The sequence below is a fragment of the Bradyrhizobium iriomotense genome, from assembly GCF_018129405.1.
GTDB classification, from domain to species: domain Bacteria; phylum Pseudomonadota; class Alphaproteobacteria; order Rhizobiales; family Xanthobacteraceae; genus Bradyrhizobium; species Bradyrhizobium iriomotense_B.
The window spans coordinates 149455-167019 of sequence record NZ_JAFCLP010000004.1 but is presented as its reverse complement, the minus strand read 5'-3'; the positions used below and the strand labels follow the sequence as shown (position 1 = coordinate 167019).

Below are 17565 nucleotides of genomic sequence, written 5' to 3'. Positions count from 1 at the left end.
GGATAATCGTCCAGGACTTGCCATCACTTGTCGGCTGTGGTGAACAATCCGCCATGGACCGCTTTGACGCCATGCGCCTGTTCGTCCGCCTCGTCGAACGGCAGAGTTTTACGGCCGCGGCAGCCGACCTCGGCATTCCCCGCTCGACGGCAAGCGAGGTCTTGCGCAGTCTCGAGGCGCACCTGGGTGCGCGGCTGCTCGAACGAACGACACGTCATGTCACCCCGACGCTCGACGGCGAGGACTATTACCGCCGCTGCGTCGCCATCCTCGCCGAGGTCGAGGAAGCTGAAGCTGCGATGCGCGATGCACGGCCGCGCGGTCTGCTCCGTATCGATGCGCATCCCTTGCTGACCCGCACCTTCATCCTGCCGCACCTGCCGGAATTTTTGGCGCGCTATCCCGAGCTCGACTTGCAGATCGGGCAGGGCGACCGCCTGGTCGATCTCGTGCGCGAGGGCATCGACTGCGTGATCCGGTCGGGCGAGCCCGAGGACAGTGGCATGATCCTGCGCCGGCTCGGCACCATTGCCGAGATCACGGTGGCGAGCCCGGACTATCTCGCCAGGCACGGCATGCCCACAACGCCTGATGCGCTCGAGGGTCATCAGATGGTGGGCTTCGTCTCCTCGCGCACCGGCGATGTGCTGCCGCTGGAATTTTCCGTCGGCGGCGCGTTGCGCCAAATCGTGCTGCCGAGCCGGGTGCGTGTGAACAATTCCGACACCATGGCCGATCTCGCCCGGCTCGGTTTCGGCCTCGTGCAAGCGCCCCGCTATCGTTTTGCCGACGATCTCGCCAGCGGCAGGCTGGTCGAGGTGCTCGCCGACTATCCGCCGTCGCCGACGCCGCTCTCGGCGCTCTATCCGCAGAACCGCCAGCTCGCACTGCGCCTGCGCGTCTTCCTCGACTGGGTATCGGGCATCTTTGCCGAGGCGAAGCTATAGCGGGCGCTGCAATTCAGAGTGCCGCTGCGGAAAAAATGTTGAAGCCGTGGCACGCCTCTTTGTGAGTTGTGCCGGGGCCACGGACGGCTACGATGCAACCGTTCCCTGCATGGGACACACAACGACCGGGAGGCGACATGAGCGGGCAGGACCACAAAGTGAAGGGATCGGACCTGTTTGTTGCGGCCCTGGAGAACGAAGGCGTCGATCGCATTTTTGGCGTACCCGGCGAAGAAAACCTCGATCTGGTCGAATCGCTGCGCAACTCCAGGATCGAACTGGTCCTGACCCGCCACGAGCAGGCCGCCGCTTTTATGGCGGCGACACATGGGCGGTTGACCGGCAAGCCCGGTGTTTGTCTCTCGACGCTCGGTCCCGGCGCGCTCAACCTGTCGACGGGCGCTGCGTACGCGCATCTCGGTGCGATGCCGATGATCCTGATCACCGGCCAGAAGGCGATCATGAGCAGCCGGCAGGCGCGCTTCCAGATCGTGGACGTGGTCGCGACCATGAAGCCGCTGACAAAACTGTCGCGGCAGATCGTCAGTGCCTCCAGCATTCCGACCGTGGTGCGCGATGCCTTTCGCGTCGCGATGGAGGAGCGGCCGGGCCCGGTGCATCTCGAATTGCCCGAGGACATCGCAGGCGACGAGGTGCCGGCTGTACCCGTGATCCCGATCCATCCGATCGAGATACCCGTCGCCCATCGCGCCGCGCTCGATCGCGCCGCCGAGGTGATTTTGGCCGCAAAGCGCCCGCTGGTGATGATGGGTGCGGCAACGAGCCGGCCGCGCTCGACGCACGGTATCGCAAGCTTCGTGCGCCGCACCGGCATTCCCTTCTTCACCACGCAAATGGGCAAGGGCACCGTACCCGGCGGCACCAATCTCTATATGGGGACCGCCGCGCTGTCCGAGCGCGACTATGTCCATGATGCCATCGACGCCGCCGATCTGATCGTGGCGATCGGTCACGATCCGATCGAGAAGCCGCCCTTCATCATGGGTCCGTCGGGGCCGAAGGTTATCCACGTCAGCTACACCTCGGCCAGCGTCGAGCAGGTCTATTTCCCGGACGCCGAGGTCGTCGGCGATGTCGGACCGAGCCTGGAGCTGCTCGCCGATCGCCTCGAAGGCAAGCTGCCGCAGGCCGCAGCGCTGTTGCCGCTGCGCGAAGAAATTCTCAGCCACATTTCCGACCGTGCCACCGAGGCGCGCTGGCCGCCGACGCCGCAGCGTATCGTGCACGACATCCGCCAGGTGATCCCGGAGAACGGCATCGTCGCGCTCGACAACGGCATGTACAAGATCTGGTTCGCGCGGAATTACCGCACCCGTGTCGCCAACACCTTGCTGCTCGACAATGCGCTGGCGACCATGGGCGCAGGCCTGCCGTCGGCGATGATGGCCGCGATGCTCTATCCCGATCGCCGCGTGCTCGCAGTCGCCGGCGACGGCGGCTTCATGATGAACAGCCAGGAGATGGAGACCGCGGTTCGCCTCAAGCTCAACCTGGTCGTGCTGGTGCTGGAGGACAACGCCTACGGCATGATCCGCTGGAAGCAGGCCGTCGATCACTTTGCCGATTACGGCATGACCTTTGGCAATCCGGATTTTGCGCTGTACGCAAAATCGTACGGGGCCAAGGGTCACCGCATCGCGAGCATCGACAGCTTCGGCCCGACACTGGATGCCGCCTTCAAGGAAGGCGGCGTGCATTTGGTGTCGATCCCGATCGACTATTCGGAGAACGTACGCGTGCTCGTCGACGAGCTGCGCGCGCACGAGAAATCGAAGGCGTGATGGACAGCGCAGCGAAGCAATCCAGCTTTGTAGCCCGGATGAGCGAAGCGACATCCGGGTAAAGTCTTCCCGCATGTCGCTTCGCTCATGCGGGCTACAGGCCCCCACGCTCCGCTCTCCCTACGATAACAACTTGTCTCGCGCCCTCCGATCGCCGACACTCTCAATCACCCAACCAACCACAGGACTATGAAATGACTCGCGTTCGTTGTGTCACCGAGATGGGCATGGGCGTCGACGTTCACGGCAGGGACGCCACCAAGGCGGCCAAGCGCGCGGTGTCGGATGCCATCAGGCATTCGAGCCTCGGCTTCTTCCGGATGATCGGCAAGACCGCGAACGACATGTTCGTCGACGTCACGATCGGCGTGCCCAACCCCGAGGCGGTGGACAAGGAAGCCGTTGCCAAGGAGCTGCCTTACGGCACCGTGACCGTGACTGCGGTCAAGGGTGGGCTGGAGATCCCCTCGGCCACGGAAGTCGCCAACGACCCCATCCTCATCGCCAATGCCGCCGTCATCGTCAGCTTCGACAAGGACTAGGCCGGTGTCCGACAGTGATGAGGCGCTGCTGGATCGCCCGATCTGGAGCGCGTTGACGACGAGCCAGAAGCACCTGGCTGTGGGCGGTCCGCAAGCGCTGCGCTATCCCGTCGACATGACGCCCTTTGCCGACATGGTCGACATGTCCGCGGCAAGCTTTGCCGCGCTTCGCGATCTCCTGTCGGGCACGCAGGTCGCAGCGCTGTTCACGCCGGAGCCGGTCGACATGCCCGCCGGGTTCAAGGTCGTGCTCGCCGAGACAGGCGAGCAGATGATCGGCTCGCCCGCCGACAGTCCGCTACGCGACACCGAGATCGTCACGCTGGGGGCGGCCGACGTGCCCGCCATGATGGCACTGACGGAGCTCACCAAGCCCGGTCCATTCGCGCTGCGCACCCATGAACTCGGCACGTTTCTCGGCATCCGCGCCGGCGGCGAACTGGTCGCGATGACGGGCGAGCGGATGAAGCCGGGAAAGTTCGTCGAGATGACGGCCGTCTGCGTGCATCCTGACTATCGCGGGCGCGGCTATGCGCAGGCGCTGCTCGCGGCGGTCGCACGACGGATCGAGGCGCGCGGCGAAATCCCGTTCCTGCACGTGTTTTCCCACAACGCATCGGCCATCGCGCTGTACCGGCGGCAGGGCATGCGAATCCGGCGTCGGCTGTACGTGACGGCGTTCATGAGGGAAGGATAGGCCCACCTCGGGTGTGCCCTTCATTTCCCGCAAATTTTCGCTATATCGATCCCAACCATAATTTGGGGGAAACACGTGGACGCCAGAACGACAGATTTTTCCGCCGCACGGACGGCAATGCAGCGCTATGTCGATCAGGAGATCATTCCGGGCGTATCCTGGGCGGTGCTGCGCGGCCGCCAGGTCGTCGATCAACAATGCGTCGGCTTCGCCGATCGCGAGGCAAAGGCGGCGCTTCGGCCCGACCACATCTTCCGTGCGTTTTCGAATACCAAGATCTTCGTCACCTGCGCGATCATGCTGCTGGTCGAGGAGGGCCGCGTCGGGCTCGACGATTCCGTTGAGAAATTTCTGCCGCAGCTCGGCAATCGCAAGGTCTTGAAGCAGGGCGCAACGAGCCTGGCTGACGTGGAGCCCGCAAAAAGCCCGATCACGATCCGCCAGCTCCTGACCCACACCTCCGGCCTCAGCTACGGCATCTTCGATCCCGGCACGGTGTTGTTCAAAGGCTACAACGAGGCGCGCGTGCTCAATCCGCTGACGCCGCTCTCCGACATGATCGACAAGCTCGCCGATCTGCCGCTGTCCTATCACCCCGGCAGCGGTTGGGAATATTCGGTGGCGACCGATGTGCTGGGCCGCATCGTGGAGGTCGTCTCGGGCAAGTCGCTCGATGCCTTCCTGAAGGCGCGCATCTTCGATTCTCTCGGCATGACCGACACCGGCTTCTACGTCCCCGAGGCGCAGCAGGGCAGGCTGGTCGCGCTCTACAATGGGGCCGACGTGCTCGACCCGATGAAGCCGGGCCTGACGCGCGCGGACAATCTTCCCTTTCCGCAGGCCTATCGGCGGCCGTTCCCGCGGCTCTCGGGCGGCGGAGGTCTGGTCTCGACCCTGCCTGACATGCTCGCGCTGGTGCGCGCATTGTTGCCCGGCTCGGATGGGCTGCTGAAGCCGGAGACGCTGCGGCAGATGATGACCAACCAGCTGCCTGCGGGCCAGACCATCCGCTTTGCCAATCTCGGTCCGATCCCCGGCAAGGGCTTTGGTCTCGGCGGCGCCGTGACCTTCGCGCCGACGCCGTTCGATCCGCCGAACTCCGCCGGCGAATTCCAGTGGGGCGGGCTTGCCGGCACCCATTGGTGGATCTGCCCGCAGGCCAATACCGCGGGCGTGTTGATGGCCCAGCGCTATATGGGCTTCTGGAATCCGTTCTTCTTCGAGTTCAAGCGCCTGGCCTATCAGGCGGTCGGGGGCTTACCGCGAATCCGTTCGGCGTGACATGCGAGCCTATCTCGGCCTCGACGGATTTCGCTTCGGCTGGGTCGCAGCCTGGATCGACGAGCGCGGCGATCACGGCTTCGACTATTCACCGGGCTTGATGCGCCTGCTCGCGATCCCGCACGCACGCGCGATGATCGACATGCCGATCGGATTGAAGAGCGAAGGCTATCGTCGCTGCGACAAGGATGCGCGCAAATTAGTCGGCACCGCCGTCTTTCTCGGTGCGCGCCGAGATCTCTGGACGTTCCCGGACATGGCAACGGCGAATGCGCACTACCGGCAGCGTGACGACAAGGGCGTGTCGGCGCAGCTCTGGAATATCAGGGACAAGATGAGAGAGGTCGACGAAGCCATGACGCCAACGCGGCAGGCGGTGATCGGCGAAGCGCACCCGGAGTTGATCTTCTGGAATCTCGCAGGGCGAGTCCGCCTTGCAAAGAAGACGACAGCAGAAGGTCGCGAACAGCGCATCGCGCTGCTGGAGCAACGCGGCTTCACGCGTCTGCCGAAATGGTTGACGTTGCGTCACGGCACCGGCATCGGCCGCGACGATCTCATCGATGCCTGCGCCTGCGCGGTCGCGGCACGCGACAGTACGCAGCGTGTCGGCGGCGAGGAGATCGATCCGCGCGGACTGCGGATGGAGATCAACTTTTGAGGCCGATCAGCCCTCCCGATCGCCTGTGCCTTCGAGCTGGCAGCGACTCATGCGCCCCGGAGTCGAGGAGACGCCTTCGTCCTGCAGCCTTGTTGCTCTCGCTTCGTACTCGTCGGCCATCGCTCGCAACCGCTGCGCGGCTTCGTCATGATCGAGATCGTTCGCGACGCGGCGACAGCGTTCAGCGTGGTCGAGCAAAGCGCGCTTCTCGATGTTCATGCAGCGACAACGCGCGAAGGTGCCATTGGTCCCTGCGCGGGCCGCCGGAACAGCGCGATGGCTTCGCAGGGCTTCCGGGAAAAAATGGCAATATTTCCATGTCGTCTCGGAACGTGGCGCTTGAGCCGACGTTTACGCCTAAGGGCTGTTGAGGGACAAAATACCATGTACGACGTGTGCCAATTGGCGACCGCGATACTTGCGATTGCCTTTACGGCCCTGCTGTTGGTCACGGGTCAGCGGTTTATCGAGTATCGACTGCAACATGAAGCGATGACCCCGATCGTGGCGATGGCAACGCTGCCGCCGTAAGTGCAGCTGGGACGAATCGTGACTTGCGCCGTACGGTGTCGTGTCTAGATTGAGCACGCCTCAGTCCACGCACCAAAGGTCCTGATGTCCGATCTGTCCGTCTTTTCCATCACCAAACGTTGGCCGGCCAAACATCCCGAACTGCTCCAGCTCTATTCGTTGCCGACGCCGAACGGCGTCAAGGTCTCGATCATGCTGGAGGAGATCGGACTTCCCTACGAAGTTCACCTCGTTGATTTCGGCAAGGACGATCAGAAGACGGTCGAATTCCTCTCGCTCAATCCCAACGGCAAGATCCCGGCGATGCTCGATCCCAACGGTCCCGGCGGCAGGCCGCTGGCGCTGTTCGAATCCGGAGCGATCCTGCAATACCTCGCGGAGAAGACCGGCAAGCTGCTGCCGCAAGACGCCGCACGGCGCTACCAGACCATCCAGTGGCTGCATTTCCAGATGGGCGGCGTCGGGCCGATGTTCGGTCAGGTCGGCTTCTTTCACAAATTCGCCGGCAAGGAGTTTGAGGACAAGCGGCCGCTGGAGCGCTACGTCGACGAGTCAAAGCGGCTGCTGGACGTGATGGAAACGCATCTCGCCGGCCGGCAATGGTTCATGGACGACGACTACACCATCGCCGACATCTCCATGCTGGGCTGGGTGCGTAATCTCATCGGCTTCTACGGCGCCGGCGATCTCGTCGAATTCAGCCAGTTCAAGTCCGTCGGTGCCTGGCTCGAGCGGGGACTTGCGCGTCCGGCGGTGCAGCGCGGGCTGAATATTCCGAAGCGGCCGTAAGATCAGCTCAGCGCTTTGTACGTCATGTAGAGCGCCATCAGCGAGACGAGGGCGATCATCGCCCGGCGCAGCACCGCTTTGCTGACGCCGTTGGCCGCGCGTGCGCCGAGATCGGTGCCGATCCACAGGCCGGCCAGAATGCCGATGATGGCCGGCCAGCCGACCATGAGCCCCTTGCTCCAGTAGATCGAGGCGGCCGGAATGTTGGTCGGGATCACCGAGAAGATCAGGCTAACGAGTTGCGCCTGATGTTGCGGCACGCGCAGGCCCGCGGCGAGACCGACGGTGATTGCGAGTCCGCCGCCGATCCCCATGAAGCCGGAGGAGAAGCCGGCCAGCGCACCGATGAGAAATAGGGGAAGCCACGGCAATTCGGCCGAACCGTCGGCCTTGCTGCCGTCGTCCTTGCGGTCACGGCGCAGCAGCAACGCTGCGATCAGCGCGACGAGATAGACGACATAAGTCCATTGCAGTACCGCGTCGGAAACCGCGGCCGCTGCATAGCCGCCGCCGGCGCCGCCGATGAGGAATCCGATGCCGATCCAGACGATCCATGGCAGGGGGCTGCGATTGCCGCTCTGCCAGTAGCGGCGCGCGCCGGCAAGCCCTGTCGGTGGGATCTGCGTGATCAGGGACGTGCCCTGGGCGACGTGCTGCTCGGCACCGAGCAACAGCACGGAGAAGATGACGAGGCCGCCACCGGGGCTCGTGCCCGAGAAGCCCGATGCCAATCCTGCGACAAGACCTACACCGGCGCCGGCGAGGAGTTCATGAATGAAGGTCATCGTTCGTTCTGGTTCGTCGCTTGACGTCCGCCTTCGGCGTACGCAAGCCATCGATCACGCCATCGACGGCCGTCATGCAGGCCGCGACGTCAAAGTCCTCGCCCCAGCATTTCTGCAGCACAAACCCCTGGAAGATCGCGATCAGCACGCGCGCGATCGCCTCGGCGCCGAGGTTGCGCTTGATGAGCCCGTCGTGCTGGCCACGCTCGACCAGCGCCACGATCAACGCGCGCGGCATGTCGATGCCTTCGACGACGCTGCTGCGGACGCGGCGGTTGCGCAGCGCCTCGGCCCAGCCATGGATGCCGACACGGCGGCGGGCTTCGCCGGCGGGATCGGTGAGCCATTGCGCGTAGACGCGAACCAGCGCGTGGAGCCCTTCAATCGGATCGCCCGATCCCTGCGCGACCGAGTTGAGCACGGCCTCGCGGCGATGCCGGTCGTCGGCCAGCGCCTCGATCAGATCGTCCTTGCTCTGGAAGTAGAGATAGACCGCGCCGTGGCTGAGTCCGGATCGTTTGACGATGTCGGCCATGCCGGTCTGGTGAAATCCGTCTTCCGCGAAGCAGGCGAGGGCGGCCTCGAGAATCTGCTGCCGCCGCCCTTCGCGCTGCTTGTCGCTGATCTTGGGCATCCGCCGAGTCCCTAAATAACTGACAGATCGATCGGTTTTAGTCCATCGCCCGGATCTGATTCCAATAAAGGATGCATAAATAAAAAACGATCGATCAGTCTTTTTTATTCCCAGGCGGGGTCGCGGTCAAGTCCCGATTGCGCAAAGAGGGAATCAGCCGCCGGCAGAGGCCGGATTCGGCCCTGCGGCTAGAACAGCCGTCCGCCGTTCGGCACGGGCTTGCTCGGCTGCACCAGGACGACCTTGCCGTCGGCATCGGGGAAGCCGAGCGTCAACACCTCCGAGACGACCGGCCCGATCTGGCGCGGCGGAAAATTGACGACCGCCGCGACCTGTTGTCCCACCAGCGTCTCGAGCGGATGGTTCTCGGTGATCTGCGCCGAGCTCTTGCGCACGCCGATCGCGGGTCCGAAGTCGATCCAGAGACGCCAGGCCGGCTTGCGCGCCTCCGGAAACGGTTTGGCGTCGACGATGGTGCCGACGCGGATGTCGACGGCGAGGAAGCTGTTGAAGTCGATGGTCGGCGAGGCGGCGGCCGCGGGATCGTGGGTGACGTGCATAATGTGTCCGTTTTGCAGAGCGGGCTTCGTTTGCAATATTGTCGCGCGAAGCGGAGTTTCGTACAACGGCCGCTGCCGAAGCATCACGCATGCGCGAGGAGTTGTCTTGCCCAACATCATCTACGGCATCAAGAACTGTGACACCATGAAGAAGGCGCGCACCTGGCTCGACGGGCATGGCGTGGCTTACGCGTTTCACGACTACAAGGCCGCGGGCGTCGAGAAGGACAAGCTCAAGCAATGGAGCGACAAGGTCGGCTGGGAGACGCTGCTCAATCGCGCCGGCACGACCTTCAAGAAGCTCCCCGACTCCGACAAGGAAGGCCTCACCGAAAAGAAGGCGCTGGCGTTGATGCTGGCACAGCCGTCGATGATCAAGCGGCCGGTGCTGGAAGTCGGCGGCAAGCTGCTGGTCGGCTTCAAGCCCGACATCTATGCCAAGGAAGTCAAGAGCAAGTAAGTCGGCTCTAGTTCAGCTCGATGGTCTCGGTGGCCTCACCGGGCTGATCGGCGAACTCGACGACGTCTGCGGCCGCGATGCGGCCGGGAACGCGATGAAAGAGATCGCGGTCGATCACGGCGCACAGTTTGGGACGCGGCAGCGCGTCATTTCCGCGCATCAGATTCTTGATCTCGAAGCCGCCGTCCTCGCAGAAGGTCTTGAGCGAGGCGATGACGTGACAGACCTTGCCGTCGGTCAGGAACGGCAGCAGCAGGCGCTCATAGGCGACGACGCGCCCATAGATGTCGACGACGTCGGCAACGCTGTAGACCGGAAGCCCGCGCGCGACGCATCCATGGTAGACGGGCATCACCAAGGGGACGAGCCGCGACCCGATATATTCGTCCAGCGGCACGCCCTTGCCGGTGTGCCCGTAGGCGCGCGAGATGCGCGTGCCTTCGCTCTGGATGATGAGACGCGGGAGGCCAGCCGAATTGTCCACCGTATAATAGATGAGATCGGACAGCTCTTCCTCGAGCCGTGCCGGCTGGTACTCCCAGATCGCCGGTGCGATCTCCTGGCGCGCATAAAGTCGCAGCCACGTGTTCAGCAGATCTCGCTGCCTGATCGACTTGACGACGGAGGGAGCGGCGCTTGCGAAATCCAAAACAATATTCCCGGCAGATATACCCGCAGCATGATGCCGCTTGCGGGAAAATTTTCTATGAAGGCTGGCGCGCGGGGTGAAAGACCGTTAACGACGGCTTGATGACCGGTGCTTTTGCGAACCGGGAGGCCGGGCAGGCACGACATCAAAACGTCTCCGACTAAGGGAGCATTTGTATCCCAGCCGGAGGCCTGATCTGCTCAGCTTTCCGCCTTGCCTAACCCCCGTCACCTCCGGCATATTCCGCGCCGGGAGGCGGCGTTCCGGACGGGCTCCAAGACCTCCGGAATGCCGAAGCAACAAGGACAGCCACGCGCGTTGCGCGGGCAGGGGGAAATCTGTTTGGCCGATGAGTTCATTCTCGAAACGGAAGGCTTGACCAAGGAGTTCGCGGGCTTCTTCGCCGTCCGCGACGTTGCGCTCAAGGTTCGCCGTGGGAGCATTCATGCGTTGATCGGCCCGAACGGCGCCGGCAAGACGACGTGTTTCAATCTTCTGACCAAGTTCCTCAAACCGTCTGCCGGCAAGATCCTGTACAAGGGGCAGGATATCACCGCGATGGCGCCGGCCGACGTGGCCCGCATGGGACTTGTCCGTTCGTTCCAGATCTCGGCGGTATTTCCGCATCTCACCGCGCTGGAAAACGTCCGCGTCGCGCTTCAGCGCCAGCACGGCAGTTCCTTCGATTTCTGGCGCTCGAAGTCGGTGCTCAACCGTTTCAACGATCGCGCGCGTGAGCTGCTGAACGATGTCGGCCTCAGCGAGTTTGCCAATACGCCCGCGGTCGAGATGCCCTATGGGCGCAAGCGCGCATTGGAGATCGCAACCACGCTCGCGCTCGACCCCGAGATGATGCTGCTGGACGAGCCGATGGCCGGCATGGGCCACGAGGACATCGACAAGATCGCGGCGCTGATCAAGCGCATCTCCGCGAAGTACACCATCCTGATGGTCGAGCATAATCTGAGCGTCGTGGCCAATCTCTCCGACATCATCACCGTGCTGACGCGCGGGCAGGTGCTCGCGCAAGGTCATTACAGCGAGCTCACCAAGGACGAGCGCGTCAAGGAAGCTTACTTGGGAGCCGGTCATGCCTGACACTGCGATCGCCGAGGCTCCGGCAAAGACTGCGAGCGGCGGAAACATCCTCCAGGTTCGCAACCTGGAAGCATGGTACGGCGAGTCCCACATCCTGCACGGGATCAACTTCGACGTGAATGCGGGCGAGGTCGTCACCCTGCTCGGGCGCAACGGCGCCGGCAAGACCACCACGCTGAAGTCGATCATGGGCATCATCGGCAAGCGTACCGGTTCGGTGAAGTTCAACAACCAGGAGATCATTCGCGCCACCTCCGACAAGATCGCGCGGATGGGCATCGCGTTCTGCCCGGAAGAGCGGGGGATATTCGCCAGCCTCGACGTCCGCGAGAATCTGATGCTGCCGCCGGTGGTGCGCGAAGGCGGACTGCCGCTGGATCAGATCTTCGATCTGTTTCCAAACCTGAAGGAGCGGCTCAACAGCCAGGGCACGAAGCTGTCCGGCGGCGAGCAGCAGATGCTCGCGATCGCACGCATCCTGCGCACCGGCGCAAGCTTCCTGATGCTGGACGAGCCGACCGAGGGCCTCGCGCCCGTCATCATCCAGCAGATCGGTCATACCATTGCGCGGCTCAAAAAGGAGGGCTTCACGATCCTCCTGGTCGAGCAGAACTTCCGCTTCGCATCCACCGTCGCCGACCGCTACTATGTGGTCGAGCACGGCAAGATCATTGACGGATTTTCCAATTCGGAGCTCGCCGCCAACATGGACAAGCTCCACACCTATCTCGGCGTCTAGGACGGCCAAAGAAGTTAGAACCATCGAATTTTTAGAGAGGGAAGCCGCATGAACACCCGGTCAATCGCTTCATTTCTGCTTGGCACCGCGCTGGCGCTTGCCGCGACAAGCGGCGCGATGGCGCAGGACAAGACCATCAAGATCGGTGTGCTCACCGACAACTCCGGGCTCTACGCCGACCTTGGGGGTCCCGGCTCGACGCTGGCCGCGCAGATGGCAATCGAGGATTCCGGGCTTGCAGCCAAGGGTTGGAAGGTCGACCTCATCTCCGCCGACCATCAGAACAAGCCCGACATCGGCACCGCGGTCGCGCGGCAGTGGATCGATGTCGAGAAGGTCGACGTCTTCATGGACGTGCTGAACTCCGGCGTCGCGCTGGCGGTGAACAATGTCGTCAAGGAAAAGAATGCGATTTTGATCGACACCGGTGCGGCGACGTCCGATCTGACCAACGCGCAATGTTCACCGAACACGATCCACTGGGTCTACGACACCTACATGCTGGCCAACAGCACCGGACAGGCGCTGGTGAAGGCTGGCGGCGACACCTGGTATTTTCTGACCGCCGACTACGCCTTTGGTCACGCGCTCGAGCGTGATACCGCTGCGGTAGTGGTCAAATCAGGTGGCAAGGTGGTCGGGAGCGTCAAGCATCCGCTCAATACCGCGGACTTCTCCTCATTCCTCCTGCAGGCGCAGGCCTCGAAAGCCAAGATCATCGGCATGGCGAACGCAGGTGGCGACACCACTAACACGATCAAGCAGGCGGCGGAATTCGGCATCGTCGCAGGTGGCCAGAAGCTCGCGGGGCTTCTGCTGTTCATCACCGACGTCCATGCGCTCGGATTGAAGGTGGCGCAGGGGCTGAACTTCACCGAAACCTTCTATTGGGATTTGAACGACGGCACCCGGGCCTTCTCCAAGCGTTTCTCCGAGCGCATGAAGAACAAGGCGATGCCGTCGATGGTGCAGGCCGGCGTCTATTCGGGCCTGATCCATTATTTCAAGGCGCTGGAAGCGTTGGGTGGTAATCCGCACGATGGCGCCAAGGTGGTCGCCAAGATGAAGGAAATGCCGACGGATGATCCACTGTTCGGCCAAGGCTCGATCCGTGCGGACGGTCGCAAGCTTCATCCCGCCTATCTGTTCGAGGTCAAGAAGCCCGAGGAATCCAAGGGGCCCTGGGACTATTACAAGCTGATCGGCACGACGGCTGCGGATCAGGCGTTCCGGCCGCTGTCCGAGAGCGCCTGTCCGCTTGTGAAGAAGTAACGGTGACGATGCGGGCCGGCGCGCAACGGCGCGGGCCCGCTTTTGAGGAAAGACGAAAAGGGACCGGGTGCGGGATCGATGCAGGCTCTCTACGCTCAGCTACTGGTGGGACTGATCAACGGCTCGTTCTACGCGCTGCTCAGTCTCGGGCTTGCCGTGATCTTCGGCATGCTCAACATCATCAATTTCGCCCATGGCGCGCTCTACATGATGGGCGCCTTCGTGGCCTATTTCCTGCTGAACCTCGGCGGCATCAACTACTGGTGGGCGTTGCTGCTGGCGCCGATCATCGTCGGCATCTTCGGCATGATCCTGGAGCGGACCATGCTGCAATGGCTGACCGGGCTCGACCATCTCTACGGCCTGCTGCTGACCTTCGGCATCGCGCTGATCGTGCAGGGCGTGTTCCAGAACTATTTCGGCTCCTCCGGCCTGCCTTACGCCATTCCGGATCAGCTCAGGGGCGGCATGAATCTCGGCTTCATGTTCCTGCCGATCTATCGTGGCTGGGTCGTCGTGTTCTCGCTGGTGGTATGTCTTGCCACCTGGTTCCTGATCGAGAAGACGCAGCTAGGCGCTTACCTGCGCGCCGCCACCGAAAACCCGACGCTGGTGCGCGCCTTCGGCATCAACGTGCCGCGCATGATCACGCTGACCTACGGGCTCGGCGTCGGCCTTGCGGCGCTCGCCGGCGTGCTCTCGGCGCCGATCAACCAGGTGCGCCCGCTGATGGGCGCCGACCTCATCATCGTCGTGTTCGCCGTGGTGGTGATCGGCGGCATGGGATCGATCATGGGCTCCATCATCACGGGCTTCGCGCTCGGTGTGATCGAGGGCCTGACCAAATATTTCTACCCCGAGGCCTCCAACACCGTCGTGTTCGTGCTGATGGTGCTGGTGCTGCTGGTGAAGCCGACGGGATTGACGGGAAGGGCGGCCTGATATGACAACCCTGACGGACGATACGCTGCGTGCGAGCCCGCGTGCGATGCGCGACGAGATGATCGTATTCGCAGTGATGGCGCTGCTGCTGGCGGCGGTGCCTTTCACGGGAGTCTATCCGTTCTTCGTGATGCAGGCGCTGTGCTTCGCGCTGCTCGCCTGCGCCTTCAATCTTCTGATCGGGTATGGCGGCCTCTTGTCCTTCGGCCACGCGATGTTCTTAGGCACGGCCGGCTATTGCAGCGCGCACGCGCTGAAGGTGTGGGGGCTGCCGCCGGAGCTCGGCATCCTCGTCGGCGTCGCCGCGGCTTTCGTGCTCTCGATCGTGACCGGCTACATCTCGATCCGCCGCCAGGGCATCTATTTCTCGATGATCACGCTGGCGCTGTCGCAGCTGCTCTACTTCATCTACCTCCAGGCCCCGTTCACCCATGGCGAGGACGGCATCCAGGGCATTCCGCAGGGACACATGTTCGGCGTCCTCGATCTGTCCAAGCCGACGGTGCTGTACTATGTCGTGCTGGCTGGCTTCCTCGCCGGGTTCCTGCTGATCTTCCGCATCATCAATTCGCCGTTTGGCGAGGTGCTGAAGTCGATCCGCGAGAACGAGCAGCGCGCCATCTCGCTGGGCTACCGGACCGACCAGTACAAGTTCCTGGCCTTCGTGCTGTCCGGCACGCTGGCGGGCTTCGCCGGATCGCTGAAGGTGTTCGTGGCGCAAAACGCCTCGCTCACCGACGTGCACTGGTCGATGTCGGGCGAAGTCGTACTAATGACGCTGGTTGGTGGCCTCGGCACCATCTTCGGGCCCGTCGTCGGCGCCTTCGCGATCATCGCCATGCAGCAATATCTGGCGGGCTTCGGGCAGTGGGTGACGGTGATCCAGGGCTCGATCTTCGTGATCTGCGTGCTCACCTTCCGCCGCGGCGTCATTGGCGAAATCGCGCATTACTTCCGACGCTCGCTCTAAGTCATTGATTTGATGCAAGGTTAGCCGTTACCTGAAAGCGGTGGATGAACCGGTTCCGCAGGCGTGAGATGACACGCGTGCGGATCGAAAATGGTCTATGACAGTTTTGTGACGGCCCGCTCGGGCCGGGCCATTTCCAACCGGTAGCCTATCCCCATGATGCGATGGTTTCGTGCGTTCCTGCCCAGGGAAGAGCGGTTCTTCGAGCTGTTCGACCGCCATGCCCAGACCGTGATCCAGGGCGCGATTGCGCTCCAGGGCGTGCTCAACGGGGGCGAGGAGACGCCGGTCTTTTGCCAGCGCGTCAACCAGTTCGAGAACGATGCCGACAACATCACCCGCGAGGTGCTGACGGCGGTGCGCCGCACCTTCATCACCCCGTTCGACCGCGGCGACATCAAGAACCTCATCACCTCGATGGACGATGCCATCGACCAGATGCAGCAAACGGCCAAGGCCGTGATGCTGTTCGAGGTCCGCGCCTTCGAGCCGCCGATGCGGGAGATCGGCGCGCTCCTGATCGAATGCGCCAATCTGGTCGGCCGCGCGCTGCCGCTGATGCAATCGATCGGTCCGAACGTCGCCATGCTGACCGCGATCACGGAAGAACTTGGCAAGCTCGAAGGCCGCGTCGACGATCTCCACGACATCGGACTGAAGGAGCTGTTCCTGAAGCACCGCGAGGGCAACGCGATGGACTTCATCGTCGGCGTCGAGATCTACGACCACCTCGAGAAGGTGGCCGACCGCTTCGATGACGTCGCGAACGAGATCAACAGCATCGTCATCGAGCAAGTGTAGGGCAGGCCCGTGGATGCTGCGTTGGGTGTTCCCGTCCTGGTCGGACTGATCGCCGTCGCGCTGCTGTTCGACTTCCTGAACGGCCTGCACGACGCCGCCAATTCGATCGCGACCATCGTCTCGACCCGCGTGCTGCGGCCGCAATTCGCGGTGTTCTGGGCCGCGTTCTTCAATTTCGTCGCCTTCATGGTGTTCGGCCTGCACGTCGCCCAGACCATCGGCACCGGCATCATCGATCCCTCGATCGTCGATGCCCACGTGATCTTCGCCGCTCTGGTCGGCGCCATCGTCTGGAACCTCGTGACCTGGGCGCTCGGCATTCCCTCTTCATCCTCGCACGCGCTGATCGGCGGCCTCGTCGGCGGCGGCATGGCGAAAGCGGGGATTTCGGCGGCGGTGTGGAGCGGATTGTCCAAGACGGTGCTGGCGATCGTGCTGTCGCCGCTGGTCGGCTTCCTGCTCGCGATGATGCTGGTTGCGATCGTGTCCTGGGCCTCGGTGCGCTCGACGCCCTTTGCCGTGGATCGCGCCTTCCGCATCCTGCAATTCGCCTCCGCCTCGCTCTATTCGCTCGGCCATGGCGGCAACGACGCGCAGAAGACCATGGGCATCATCGCCGTGCTGCTGTATTCGCAGGGCCATCTCGGCAGCGAGTTCTCGGTGCCGTTCTGGGTGGTGCTGTCCTGCCAGGCGGCGATGGCGCTGGGCACGCTGATGGGCGGCTGGCGCATCGTCCGCACCATGGGCCTGCGCATCACCAAGCTGACGCCGATGCAGGGCTTCTGCGCCGAAACGGGGGGCGCGGCGACCCTGTTCATGGCGACCTTCCTCGGGGTTCCCGTCTCGACCACCCACACCATCACCGGCGCCATCGTCGGCGTCGGCGCGGCCCGTCGCGTCTCGGCGGTGCGCTGGAACGTCGCAAGCTCGATCGTCTATGCCTGGGTGATCACGATCCCGGCCTCGGCCATCGTGGCCGCGCTGACCTGGTGGGCGGTCAAGATCTTCGTCAGGTGACGAGCTTCAGCCCGACGATGCCGGCGACGATCAGTCCGATGCTGGCGAGGCGAAAGGCCGTGGCCGGCTCGCCGAACAGGACGATGCCGAGCATCGCGGTGCCGACTGCGCCGATCCCGGTCCAGACCGCATAGGCGGTCCCGACCGGCAGCGATTTGAGCGCGAACCCGAGCAGGATGACGCTGCCCGCCATCGCCGCGAGCGTGATGACGGAGGGAACAAGCCTGGAAAAACCCTCGGTGTATTTCAGGCCGATCGCCCAGGTGATCTCGAGCAGGCCGGCGACGAACAGGATGCTCCAGGCCATGACGACCCTCCATTCACGGCAGGGTCGTCCCCGCGGCTGATATGTTGGTGGGAAAGGAGGGCCGTCCCTCCCAAACCGCGA

The 17565-nt window shown here is 63.3% G+C and carries 21 protein-coding genes; 16 read left to right on the top strand and 5 right to left on the bottom strand.

Going from position 1 to position 17565, the window contains the following annotated elements; translation table 11 throughout:
* Positions 1-53 precede the first annotated feature (53 nt).
* The 8 genes from JQ592_RS12225 to JQ592_RS12190 all read left to right on the top strand — a co-directional run bounded on the left by JQ592_RS12225 (position 54) and on the right by JQ592_RS12190 (position 7250).
* On the top strand, positions 54-947 hold the full coding sequence (locus JQ592_RS12225; RefSeq protein WP_211403102.1) for a LysR family transcriptional regulator: 894 nt from the start codon (positions 54-56) through the stop codon (positions 945-947).
* 137 nt (positions 948-1084) lie between these two features.
* Entirely contained in the window at positions 1085-2749 is a 1665-nt protein-coding gene (locus tag JQ592_RS12220; RefSeq protein WP_211403101.1) for an acetolactate synthase large subunit, read from the top strand.
* A 194-nt stretch (positions 2750-2943) separates the two neighbouring features.
* The gene (locus JQ592_RS12215) at positions 2944-3291 is read left to right on the top strand and encodes a Lin0512 family protein (protein WP_018646107.1); all 348 of its coding nucleotides are present in this window, start codon (positions 2944-2946) and stop codon (positions 3289-3291) included.
* A 4-nt stretch (positions 3292-3295) separates the two neighbouring features.
* Positions 3296-3988: a GNAT family N-acetyltransferase gene (locus JQ592_RS12210; RefSeq protein ID WP_211403100.1), complete on the top strand. Its 693-nt coding sequence runs from the start codon at positions 3296-3298 to the stop codon at positions 3986-3988.
* Positions 3989-4063: 75 nt separating this feature from the next.
* The gene (locus tag JQ592_RS12205; protein ID WP_211403099.1) at positions 4064-5269 is read left to right on the top strand and encodes a serine hydrolase domain-containing protein; all 1206 of its coding nucleotides are present in this window, start codon (positions 4064-4066) and stop codon (positions 5267-5269) included.
* A 1-nt stretch (position 5270) separates the two neighbouring features.
* On the top strand, positions 5271-5930 hold the full coding sequence (locus JQ592_RS12200) for a DUF429 domain-containing protein (protein ID WP_211403098.1): 660 nt from the start codon (positions 5271-5273) through the stop codon (positions 5928-5930).
* Between the two features lie 147 nt (positions 5931-6077).
* Positions 6078-6461, top strand: coding sequence for a hypothetical protein (locus tag JQ592_RS12195; RefSeq protein WP_211403353.1), 384 nt, complete (start codon positions 6078-6080; stop codon positions 6459-6461).
* A gap of 84 nt (positions 6462-6545) precedes the next feature.
* A complete protein-coding gene (locus JQ592_RS12190) occupies positions 6546-7250 on the top strand; it encodes a glutathione S-transferase N-terminal domain-containing protein (RefSeq protein WP_211403097.1) in 705 nt (234 codons plus the stop codon).
* A 2-nt stretch (positions 7251-7252) separates the two neighbouring features.
* Here JQ592_RS12190 and JQ592_RS12185 read toward each other — a convergent pair whose 3' ends face one another.
* The 3 genes from JQ592_RS12185 to JQ592_RS12175 all read right to left on the bottom strand — a co-directional run bounded on the left by JQ592_RS12185 (position 7253) and on the right by JQ592_RS12175 (position 9229).
* Positions 7253-8035 carry a sulfite exporter TauE/SafE family protein gene (locus tag JQ592_RS12185; RefSeq protein WP_211403096.1) on the bottom strand — a complete coding sequence of 261 codons (783 nt, stop codon included), beginning with the start codon at positions 8033-8035 and terminating at the stop codon, positions 7253-7255.
* Complete coding sequence (locus tag JQ592_RS12180) at positions 8019-8669, bottom strand: TetR/AcrR family transcriptional regulator (protein WP_211403095.1); 651 nt, start codon at positions 8667-8669, stop codon at positions 8019-8021. The genes JQ592_RS12185 and JQ592_RS12180 overlap by 17 nt, the downstream gene beginning before the upstream one ends.
* Before the next feature lie 188 nt (positions 8670-8857).
* Positions 8858-9229 (bottom strand): tRNA-binding protein, encoded by a 372-nt coding sequence (locus tag JQ592_RS12175; RefSeq protein WP_026312471.1) that lies wholly within the window; start codon positions 9227-9229, stop codon positions 8858-8860.
* Positions 9230-9335: 106 nt separating this feature from the next.
* Here JQ592_RS12175 and JQ592_RS12170 point away from each other — a divergent pair, with 106 nt between their 5' ends.
* On the top strand, positions 9336-9689 hold the full coding sequence (locus JQ592_RS12170) for an ArsC family reductase (protein ID WP_211403094.1): 354 nt from the start codon (positions 9336-9338) through the stop codon (positions 9687-9689).
* Positions 9690-9696: 7 nt separating this feature from the next.
* On the opposite strand, the gene JQ592_RS12165 is transcribed toward JQ592_RS12170, so the two are convergent.
* Positions 9697-10338, bottom strand: coding sequence for a hypothetical protein (locus JQ592_RS12165; RefSeq protein WP_211403093.1), 642 nt, complete (start codon positions 10336-10338; stop codon positions 9697-9699).
* Between the two features lie 342 nt (positions 10339-10680).
* Between JQ592_RS12165 and JQ592_RS12160 the strand changes: the two genes are divergently transcribed.
* The 7 genes from JQ592_RS12160 (at position 10681) to JQ592_RS12130 (ending at position 17177) form a co-directional block, all read left to right on the top strand.
* Complete coding sequence (locus tag JQ592_RS12160; protein WP_008551999.1) at positions 10681-11436, top strand: ABC transporter ATP-binding protein; 756 nt, start codon at positions 10681-10683, stop codon at positions 11434-11436.
* On the top strand, positions 11429-12175 hold the full coding sequence (locus JQ592_RS12155; RefSeq protein ID WP_211403092.1) for an ABC transporter ATP-binding protein: 747 nt from the start codon (positions 11429-11431) through the stop codon (positions 12173-12175). The genes JQ592_RS12160 and JQ592_RS12155 overlap by 8 nt, the downstream gene beginning before the upstream one ends.
* Positions 12176-12223: 48 nt before the next feature.
* A complete protein-coding gene (locus tag JQ592_RS12150) occupies positions 12224-13447 on the top strand; it encodes an ABC transporter substrate-binding protein (RefSeq protein WP_211403091.1) in 1224 nt (407 codons plus the stop codon).
* Between the two features lie 78 nt (positions 13448-13525).
* Positions 13526-14389, top strand: a complete 864-nt coding sequence (locus JQ592_RS12145) for a branched-chain amino acid ABC transporter permease (RefSeq protein ID WP_145641006.1) — start codon at positions 13526-13528, stop codon at positions 14387-14389.
* Position 14390: 1 nt separating this feature from the next.
* The gene (locus JQ592_RS12140; protein WP_211403090.1) at positions 14391-15359 is read left to right on the top strand and encodes a branched-chain amino acid ABC transporter permease; all 969 of its coding nucleotides are present in this window, start codon (positions 14391-14393) and stop codon (positions 15357-15359) included.
* A gap of 156 nt (positions 15360-15515) precedes the next feature.
* Positions 15516-16160 carry a DUF47 domain-containing protein gene (locus JQ592_RS12135; protein ID WP_211403089.1) on the top strand — a complete coding sequence of 215 codons (645 nt, stop codon included), beginning with the start codon at positions 15516-15518 and terminating at the stop codon, positions 16158-16160.
* 9 nt (positions 16161-16169) lie between these two features.
* Positions 16170-17177, top strand: a complete 1008-nt coding sequence (locus JQ592_RS12130) for an inorganic phosphate transporter (protein ID WP_211403088.1) — start codon at positions 16170-16172, stop codon at positions 17175-17177.
* On the opposite strand, the gene sugE is transcribed toward JQ592_RS12130, so the two are convergent.
* A complete protein-coding gene (gene sugE, locus JQ592_RS12125; RefSeq protein WP_211403087.1) occupies positions 17170-17484 on the bottom strand; it encodes a quaternary ammonium compound efflux SMR transporter SugE in 315 nt (104 codons plus the stop codon). The two genes, JQ592_RS12130 and sugE, sit on opposite strands and share 8 nt — an antisense overlap.
* Positions 17485-17565: the final 81 nt, after the last annotated feature.

Excerpts from the sequence above, each read along its gene's own strand:
- JQ592_RS12225 (WP_211403102.1), top strand. The coding sequence starts at position 54 with ATGGACCGCTTTGACGCCATGCGCCTGTTCGTCCGCCTCGTCGAACGG.
- JQ592_RS12220 (WP_211403101.1), top strand. The coding sequence starts at position 1,085 with ATGAGCGGGCAGGACCACAAAGTGAAGGGATCGGACCTGTTTGTTGCG.
- JQ592_RS12215 (WP_018646107.1), top strand. The coding sequence starts at position 2,944 with ATGACTCGCGTTCGTTGTGTCACCGAGATGGGCATGGGCGTCGACGTT.
- JQ592_RS12200 (WP_211403098.1), top strand. The coding sequence starts at position 5,271 with ATGCGAGCCTATCTCGGCCTCGACGGATTTCGCTTCGGCTGGGTCGCA.
- JQ592_RS12195 (WP_211403353.1), top strand. The coding sequence starts at position 6,078 with ATGATCGAGATCGTTCGCGACGCGGCGACAGCGTTCAGCGTGGTCGAG.
- JQ592_RS12190 (WP_211403097.1), top strand. The coding sequence starts at position 6,546 with ATGTCCGATCTGTCCGTCTTTTCCATCACCAAACGTTGGCCGGCCAAA.
- JQ592_RS12185 (WP_211403096.1), bottom strand. The coding sequence starts at position 8,035 with ATGACCTTCATTCATGAACTCCTCGCCGGCGCCGGTGTAGGTCTTGTC.
- JQ592_RS12180 (WP_211403095.1), bottom strand. The coding sequence starts at position 8,669 with ATGCCCAAGATCAGCGACAAGCAGCGCGAAGGGCGGCGGCAGCAGATT.
- JQ592_RS12175 (WP_026312471.1), bottom strand. The coding sequence starts at position 9,229 with ATGCACGTCACCCACGATCCCGCGGCCGCCGCCTCGCCGACCATCGAC.
- JQ592_RS12155 (WP_211403092.1), top strand. The coding sequence starts at position 11,429 with ATGCCTGACACTGCGATCGCCGAGGCTCCGGCAAAGACTGCGAGCGGC.
- JQ592_RS12150 (WP_211403091.1), top strand. The coding sequence starts at position 12,224 with ATGAACACCCGGTCAATCGCTTCATTTCTGCTTGGCACCGCGCTGGCG.
- JQ592_RS12145 (WP_145641006.1), top strand. The coding sequence starts at position 13,526 with ATGCAGGCTCTCTACGCTCAGCTACTGGTGGGACTGATCAACGGCTCG.
- JQ592_RS12140 (WP_211403090.1), top strand. The coding sequence starts at position 14,391 with ATGACAACCCTGACGGACGATACGCTGCGTGCGAGCCCGCGTGCGATG.
- JQ592_RS12135 (WP_211403089.1), top strand. The coding sequence starts at position 15,516 with ATGATGCGATGGTTTCGTGCGTTCCTGCCCAGGGAAGAGCGGTTCTTC.
- sugE (WP_211403087.1), bottom strand. The coding sequence starts at position 17,484 with ATGGCCTGGAGCATCCTGTTCGTCGCCGGCCTGCTCGAGATCACCTGG.